6 protein-coding genes are annotated in these 5,779 nt (G+C 70.0%); 3 read left to right on the top strand and 3 right to left on the bottom strand.

Annotated elements, in window-relative coordinates; all coding sequences use genetic code 11:
• The first annotated feature begins 193 nt into the window (after window positions 1–193).
• A complete protein-coding gene (locus HY049_08595) occupies window positions 194–634 on the top strand; it encodes a hypothetical protein (protein ID MBI3448956.1) in 441 nt (146 codons plus the stop codon).
• Window positions 616–2,499, top strand: a complete 1,884-nt coding sequence (locus HY049_08590) for an adenylate/guanylate cyclase domain-containing protein (GenBank protein MBI3448955.1) — start codon at window positions 616–618, stop codon at window positions 2,497–2,499. Before HY049_08595 ends, HY049_08590 begins: the two co-directional genes overlap by 19 nt.
• On the opposite strand, the gene HY049_08585 is transcribed toward HY049_08590, so the two are convergent.
• Window positions 2,477–3,259 (bottom strand): response regulator transcription factor, encoded by a 783-nt coding sequence (locus HY049_08585; GenBank protein ID MBI3448954.1) that lies wholly within the window; start codon window positions 3,257–3,259, stop codon window positions 2,477–2,479. The two genes, HY049_08590 and HY049_08585, sit on opposite strands and share 23 nt — an antisense overlap.
• Complete coding sequence (locus HY049_08580) at window positions 3,256–4,371, bottom strand: histidine kinase (GenBank protein MBI3448953.1); 1,116 nt, start codon at window positions 4,369–4,371, stop codon at window positions 3,256–3,258. The genes HY049_08585 and HY049_08580 overlap by 4 nt, the downstream gene beginning before the upstream one ends.
• Before the next feature lie 238 nt (window positions 4,372–4,609).
• Between HY049_08580 and HY049_08575 the strand changes: the two genes are divergently transcribed.
• Window positions 4,610–5,251 carry a hypothetical protein gene (locus HY049_08575; protein ID MBI3448952.1) on the top strand — a complete coding sequence of 214 codons (642 nt, stop codon included), beginning with the start codon at window positions 4,610–4,612 and terminating at the stop codon, window positions 5,249–5,251.
• A 34-nt stretch (window positions 5,252–5,285) separates the two neighbouring features.
• Here HY049_08575 and HY049_08570 read toward each other — a convergent pair.
• On the bottom strand, window positions 5,286–5,779 hold a 494-nt coding region (locus tag HY049_08570), incomplete at its 5' end, for a hypothetical protein (protein MBI3448951.1).

Here is a 5,779-nt window from a genome sequence, read left to right as displayed (position 1 = left end):
TGTGGAGGGGATCACCTTCGAGATATACGGGCTGATGTAGCCGGCGAGCGCGGCGGCCGCCGTCCCGACGGGCGACCCTCCCGCCGCGCCGGGCGCCCCCCCGGCCGCCCCGGCGGGGGCTCCCGACGCGCCAACCGGAATCGTCATCGACGCGCGCGGCACGGGGCTGACCCCCGCGCTCCTTCCTCGCGTCGTGGACGAGTCGGGAGCGGTCATCGCGTCCCCTGACACGGTCGACGTCCAGGCGCTGCGGAACATGGGGATGGCGTCGTACGCCACGCTCCCCGGATCGCTCTCGTCCTTCCGCGAGCGGATCGGGGATCGCCCGATGTGGCTGAAGGCCTCGTTCGCGCCGGGAGGGCCGACCTCCGCCCCCCCCGCGATGCCGGCCCCCGGGCCGGACCCCCTCGCGCAGAGGCGCGGACCCCGACCGTACCGGATCAAGGCGGGCGGCGCCGCCGGAGCTCTCAAGGCCGACATCGTCCTGAGCCGCGCGGACGCCGACAGGCTCGAGGCGGCGGGGGGGAAGAACCTCCTGAAGGACTGCCGCGTCATCATCCTCGTCGAGAGCCCGGTCGGCGGCGTCGAGGGGGTCCGGGGGCCGCGGCTGCGGCGATGGCCGCTCGAAGGCTGACGCACGGCAGGATCCGCGCCCAGGGGGCGCTGATCGCCCTCGCCGTCGTCGGCGCGACGGTCGGCCTCTGGCGAGCTTCGGCGTTCGCCCGCGCGGAGTCGGCCCTCGTCGACGCGCGCTTCCAGCTCCGCGGGCCGCTCCCGCCCCACGCCGACATCGTCCTCGTCGGCATCGACGAGGAGAGTGCCGCGCACTTCGGCCGGCGCGTGTCGTCCATCACGCGATCCGAATACGCGCGGGCGGTCACGAACCTGACGCGCGCCGGCGCCTCGCTGGTGGTCGTCGACGTCGTCTTCGCGCGGGAGGACCCGGTGGCGGCGGAGGACGCGGCGCTCGAGCAGGCGCTCCGCGAGTCGGGGCGCGTCCTCCTCGTCGCCGACGTCTCCGAGACGAACACCGCCTACCCGTTTGCGGGGCTTCGCGCGGAGGAGATCGGCGAGGGGTTCATCAACCTCGTTCCCGACGACGACGGGGTCGTCCGTCGCATCCCTCCGCCGCGGATCACCCTCGTGGGGGACGACACGACGATGGTCCTGCCGATCGCCGCCGAGGCGGCCGTCGCGCGCGCCTTCCCCGAGGGCCCACCCGAGGTCGCCATCGAGGCGGGGACCTACGCCTTCGGGGGGCTCCGGCTCGAGACCTCCGGAACCGGCATCCTGATCAACTTCGCGGGCCCCCCCGGCACCTTCCCGAAGATCCCCCTCTGGCGGGCGATTGAGGGCGATCTTCCTCCGGATGTCGTTCGCGGGAAGATCGTCCTCCTCGGGTCGATGCACCCGCTCCAGCACGACCAGTTCACCGTCCCCTTCCACGGCTCGCGGATCGCCGCGACGACTTTCCGGGAGCGCACCGAGGTGAGCGGCGCCGAGATGTACGGCATCGAGATCCACGCCCACGCGCTCGACACGATCCTCTCGCGCCGCCCTCTCGTCGCGTGCGACCGCAATCGGCAGACTCTCTTCTTCGTCGCGCTCGGCGTCGCGGCCGGGCTCGTCTTCGTGATCCTGAGGCTCAAGCCCTGGCCGGCGGCCGTCTCGGCGATGCTCGGGCTCGCCGGATGGGCCCTCGCGGCGCAGGACCTCTTCACGGCGCGCGGATGGGTCGTGGACCTCGTCCCGGGGGCTCTTCTGATCGGCGCTCCGTTCGTCACCGGCCAGATGTGGCACCGCGCGCTCGACCTGCGGCGCAAGCGCGAGATCGAGGGGCTCTTCGGACGCTACGTCTCTCCGGCGGTCGCCGGCCTCATGATCAAGGACCCGACGCTCGTGAAGCTCGGCGGGCGCAAGGCGACTCTGACGATCTTCTTCTCCGACATCCGCGGCTTCACGTCGATGTCGGAGACGCTCCCCCCCGAGGAGGTCGCGGCGCTCCTCCAGGAGTATTTCACCGAGATGACGGGGATCGTGTTCAAGCACGGCGGCACGCTCGACAAGTTCATCGGCGACGCCATCATGGTCTTCTTCGGGGATCCGGTGCCGATGGACGATCACGCCGAGCGCGCGGTCCGGATGGCCCTCGAGATGCGCGAGGCGATGGAGCACCTCAAGGAGACCTGGCGATCCCAGGGAAGGCGGACGTTCGATCCGGGGATCGGGATTAACACCGGCGACGTCTTCGTCGGGAACACCGGCTCGGCGCGGCGCGTCTCCTACACCGTCCTCGGCGACAATGTGAACCTCGCCGCGCGGCTCGAGGCGAACGCGAAGGCGGCGCAGATCCTCGTCAGCAGGGCGACGCGCGACGCGATCCCCGACATCGATCGCAAGTTCGTGGTCGAGCCGCTGCCGCCGATCACCGTGAAGGGGAAGGCGCAGCCGGTTGCGATCTTCCAGGTGACGGGGGTCAGGTCGGCGCCTTCCCCATGAGCTTTCTCAGGTTCTCCCGGTGGCTGCGCGTGAGCGTTAGCTCCTTGCCGCTCCGCACGCGCACGACGTACTCGCCGGTGAACCACGGGCGCAGCTCGACGATGAAGCCCACGTTCACGATGGCGGACCGGTGGATGCGCATGAACTGCGCCGGATCCAGGCGGGCCTCGATGCCGTTCATCGTCTCGCGCACGAGATGCGTGGCGCCCGGGACGTGCAGCCTCACGTAGTTCCCCTCGGATTCGATCCACTCGATCTCGTCCACCCGGACGAAGGAGATCCGCCCGTTCGTCTTCACCGGGATGCGCCTCGGCCCCGGGTCCGGGCGATCGACCCCGGCGAGAAGCCGTGCCATCCGCTCGGCGGCCTTTAGGCCCATGTCCGCCGCGAGGCGGGCTCTCGCCGCGGCGACGGCATCCCTGAAGCGATCCTCTCGAATCGGCTTCAGGAGGTAGTCGAGCGCGTGCGATTCGAACGCGCGGACGGCGTACTCGTCGTAGGCCGTCACGAAGACCGTCAGGGGCAGCTTCGAACCCCTCGCGGTCAGCCCGGCGAGCACGTCGAACCCTCCCGCCTCGGGCATCTGCACGTCCAGGAAGACCAGGTCCGGCCGGAGCGCCTCGATGGACCGGATGGCCTCGACCCCGTCGCCCGCCTCGCCGACGATCTCGAGGGAGTCCACGAGGGCCGCGCTCGAGCGCAGCGCCTCGCGCGCCAGATCCTCGTCGTCGACGATGAGGCATCGCAGCGGGCCGCTCACGCGGGAGCCTCCCCGGAGCGGAACGGGATCTCCAGCCGGAGATCGGCCCCCCCTCGATCGCGGTCCACCAGCCGGAGCTCGTAGGCGTCGCCGTAGAGCTGCGAGAGGCGGGAGCGGGCGTTGCGGAGTCCGATCCCCGAGCCCGTGGCGGGCGGCTCCGCGACCGCTCCGGGCGGGCCGTCGTTGCTGATCGTGATCAGGAGCCGCCCCTTGACGCACTCGGTGGCGAGCGCCAGCGTGCCGCCGGCGCGCATGCGCGCGATGCCGTGCTGGATCGCGTTCTCCACGAGCGGTTGGATGATCATGTTGGGGACGCGTCCCGCGAGGCTCGCGCGGTCGACGTGGATCTGCACGTTGAGCCGCTCGCCGAACCGCATGCGCTCGATCTCGAGGTACGCCATCACGAACTCCAGCTCCTCGCCCAGCGGTATCTCGTTCCGCCCCGAGTGGGCGAGCGCCGTGCGCAGCAGATCGCTGAGCCTCAGGAGCATCTCGCGGGCGGTCTTCGTGTCCCGGGTCATCAGGGTCGAGATGCCGTTCATCGCGTTGAACAGGAAGTGAGGCTGGAGCTGAAGCTTCAGGACCTGGAGCTCGTACTCCGCCATCTGCCGCCTCAGGTCCGCCTCGTGCAGCTCGCGGCGCCGGGACTCCCGGTGGTACTGAAGGGCGAGCGCCGTCGTCGCGATGCTCGCGTACATCATGAACTGCTCGAACAGGTTCGAGCGGAACAGCGCTCGGGCCGTCTCCCACGACACCGGCAGGGGCTCGAGGGTCGCCCGGTCCACCGTCGTGCCGGAGAGGGTCCGCAGGGCGACGTACAGGAGCACGAAGAGGGTCACGCCCAGAGCGTGAGCCACGACGGGGAGGATCCAGCGCTTCGACGTCGGTGGGAATCGCCGGCAGAGCCACAGGACCGGGAAGGTGAGGAGCGCGTAGATGAGGTATCTCTGAACCGAGATGGCGAGCCCCGGCCAGAGGCCGACCTGCGTCCCCGCGGAAGTGCCGCTCCAATGGACCTGAAGCCCCATGAACGCGCCCAGACCGATCCACACCACAAGAGTGATCAGGACCACGCGGACGGTTGCGCCAAGATCGATCGATCTCGAGTCCATCGGCCTCATCCTACGGCCGATCGGCGGCCACGCGTACCCGTTTCGTCACTCTGAGCCGTACGCTGGTCCCCATCCGTGATGTCCCCCTCCGATCGCGTCGACCGCGTCCGCCCGAGATCGACCCCGGATCCGGTGCCGCCGTCCCGGGAAGCCGTACGCCGATCCACTCTCCATGGACCCGCATCTCGCCTCCGCGTATGACTTGGCGGTGAAACGAACTCACTCTCTGGAGGAGACGATGCGCAGACGATCCCGCATGCTGAAGACGATTCTGGCGGTTGGCGTGTTCGCCGCGGCCATGCCGCTGGCGCGAGGCGGCGCCGCCGCCGAGCCGGCCGAGGATTTCGAACAGAACGCCGCGCTGCCCCCGAACAACGGCCACGTGGCGCTCGCGACCGGCGGATACCAGTTCACCATCCCGCCGGGGTGGAACGGCAACATCTTCGCCAACACCCTGCCGATCGAGAACCGCCTCACCTTCAATGCGAAGAAGGACCTCGACGGCTCGGTGTCGGGCTGGTACGACTACCAGCAGACCTACGAGGGGGTCGTGTACAAGTTCTCGGGGCCGGTGACCTGCCTCGGAGTCATCGACACGCCGGTGCTCGTCCAGACGCCGGAGGTCCCCGCGCTCACGCACAACCGGGCGAAGTGGGGAGGGAGGGTCGACCAGTCGAGCGACCCGACCGTTCCGGTCGGCACCTTCATCTGGTTCGCGTCGATGGACAACGGCGAAGGGGCCAACGGCTGGTCCGACTCCAGCACCCTCCCGTCGTTCGGGTCGGAGAGGATCAACAATCTGTTCTGCGCCAGCACCCGCGTGCCGAACCCGAACACCGGACCCCACCGCGTCGGCGGCGGCAACATCCAGGTGCACTAGGGTCCGGAGGCGGGATCGCGCGGCCTCTCGAGGTTTACCAGGTCCCGGGCGCCAGGAGCCGGGAGGGGGAGCCGTCCCCTCCCGCTCCGGGCGTAATCCGGGCCCGCGGCTGGACGGGCCAGAAGTACCACCAGAAGTCCCCGAGAAAGACTTCGACGGTCCGCGGCGGTATCGACTCGGCGCGCTCGAGCCGGATCTCGGGACTCCCGATGAAGTAGGTGACGCCGCGCGCGACGACGTAGTCGGCCCCGACCTGCCTCTCGTGCCCGACGTTGTTCTCCCCCGCGCGCACCGGCAGGCGCGCGATCTCCCGATCGTTGATCCCGAGCATGTCGAGCGTCCGCAGCTCCGAGAAGTACGGTATCGCACCTGCGGGGCGGACCGCGATCGACTCGTCGGGCGCGGCGTGCTCGTGCAGCCACCGGCCGATTTTCGCCCACCGCCTCAGGTACTCCGCCTCGGGCTCGACCGACGTGATGGAGACATACGGTTCCTCCCCCGCCGTGCCGACCCTCGTGTCCTGGCCCC

The organism is Acidobacteriota bacterium, from assembly GCA_016195325.1.
GTDB lineage: Bacteria > Acidobacteriota > Polarisedimenticolia > JACPZX01 > JACPZX01 > JACPZX01.
The sequence above is the reverse complement of the archived record's forward strand: the minus strand, read 5'-3'. Positions and strand labels throughout refer to the sequence as shown.

Excerpts from the sequence above, each read along its gene's own strand:
- HY049_08590 (MBI3448955.1), top strand. The coding sequence starts at position 616 with ATGGCCGCTCGAAGGCTGACGCACGGCAGGATCCGCGCCCAGGGGGCG.
- HY049_08580 (MBI3448953.1), bottom strand. The coding sequence starts at position 4,371 with ATGGACTCGAGATCGATCGATCTTGGCGCAACCGTCCGCGTGGTCCTG.
- HY049_08575 (MBI3448952.1), top strand. The coding sequence starts at position 4,610 with ATGCGCAGACGATCCCGCATGCTGAAGACGATTCTGGCGGTTGGCGTG.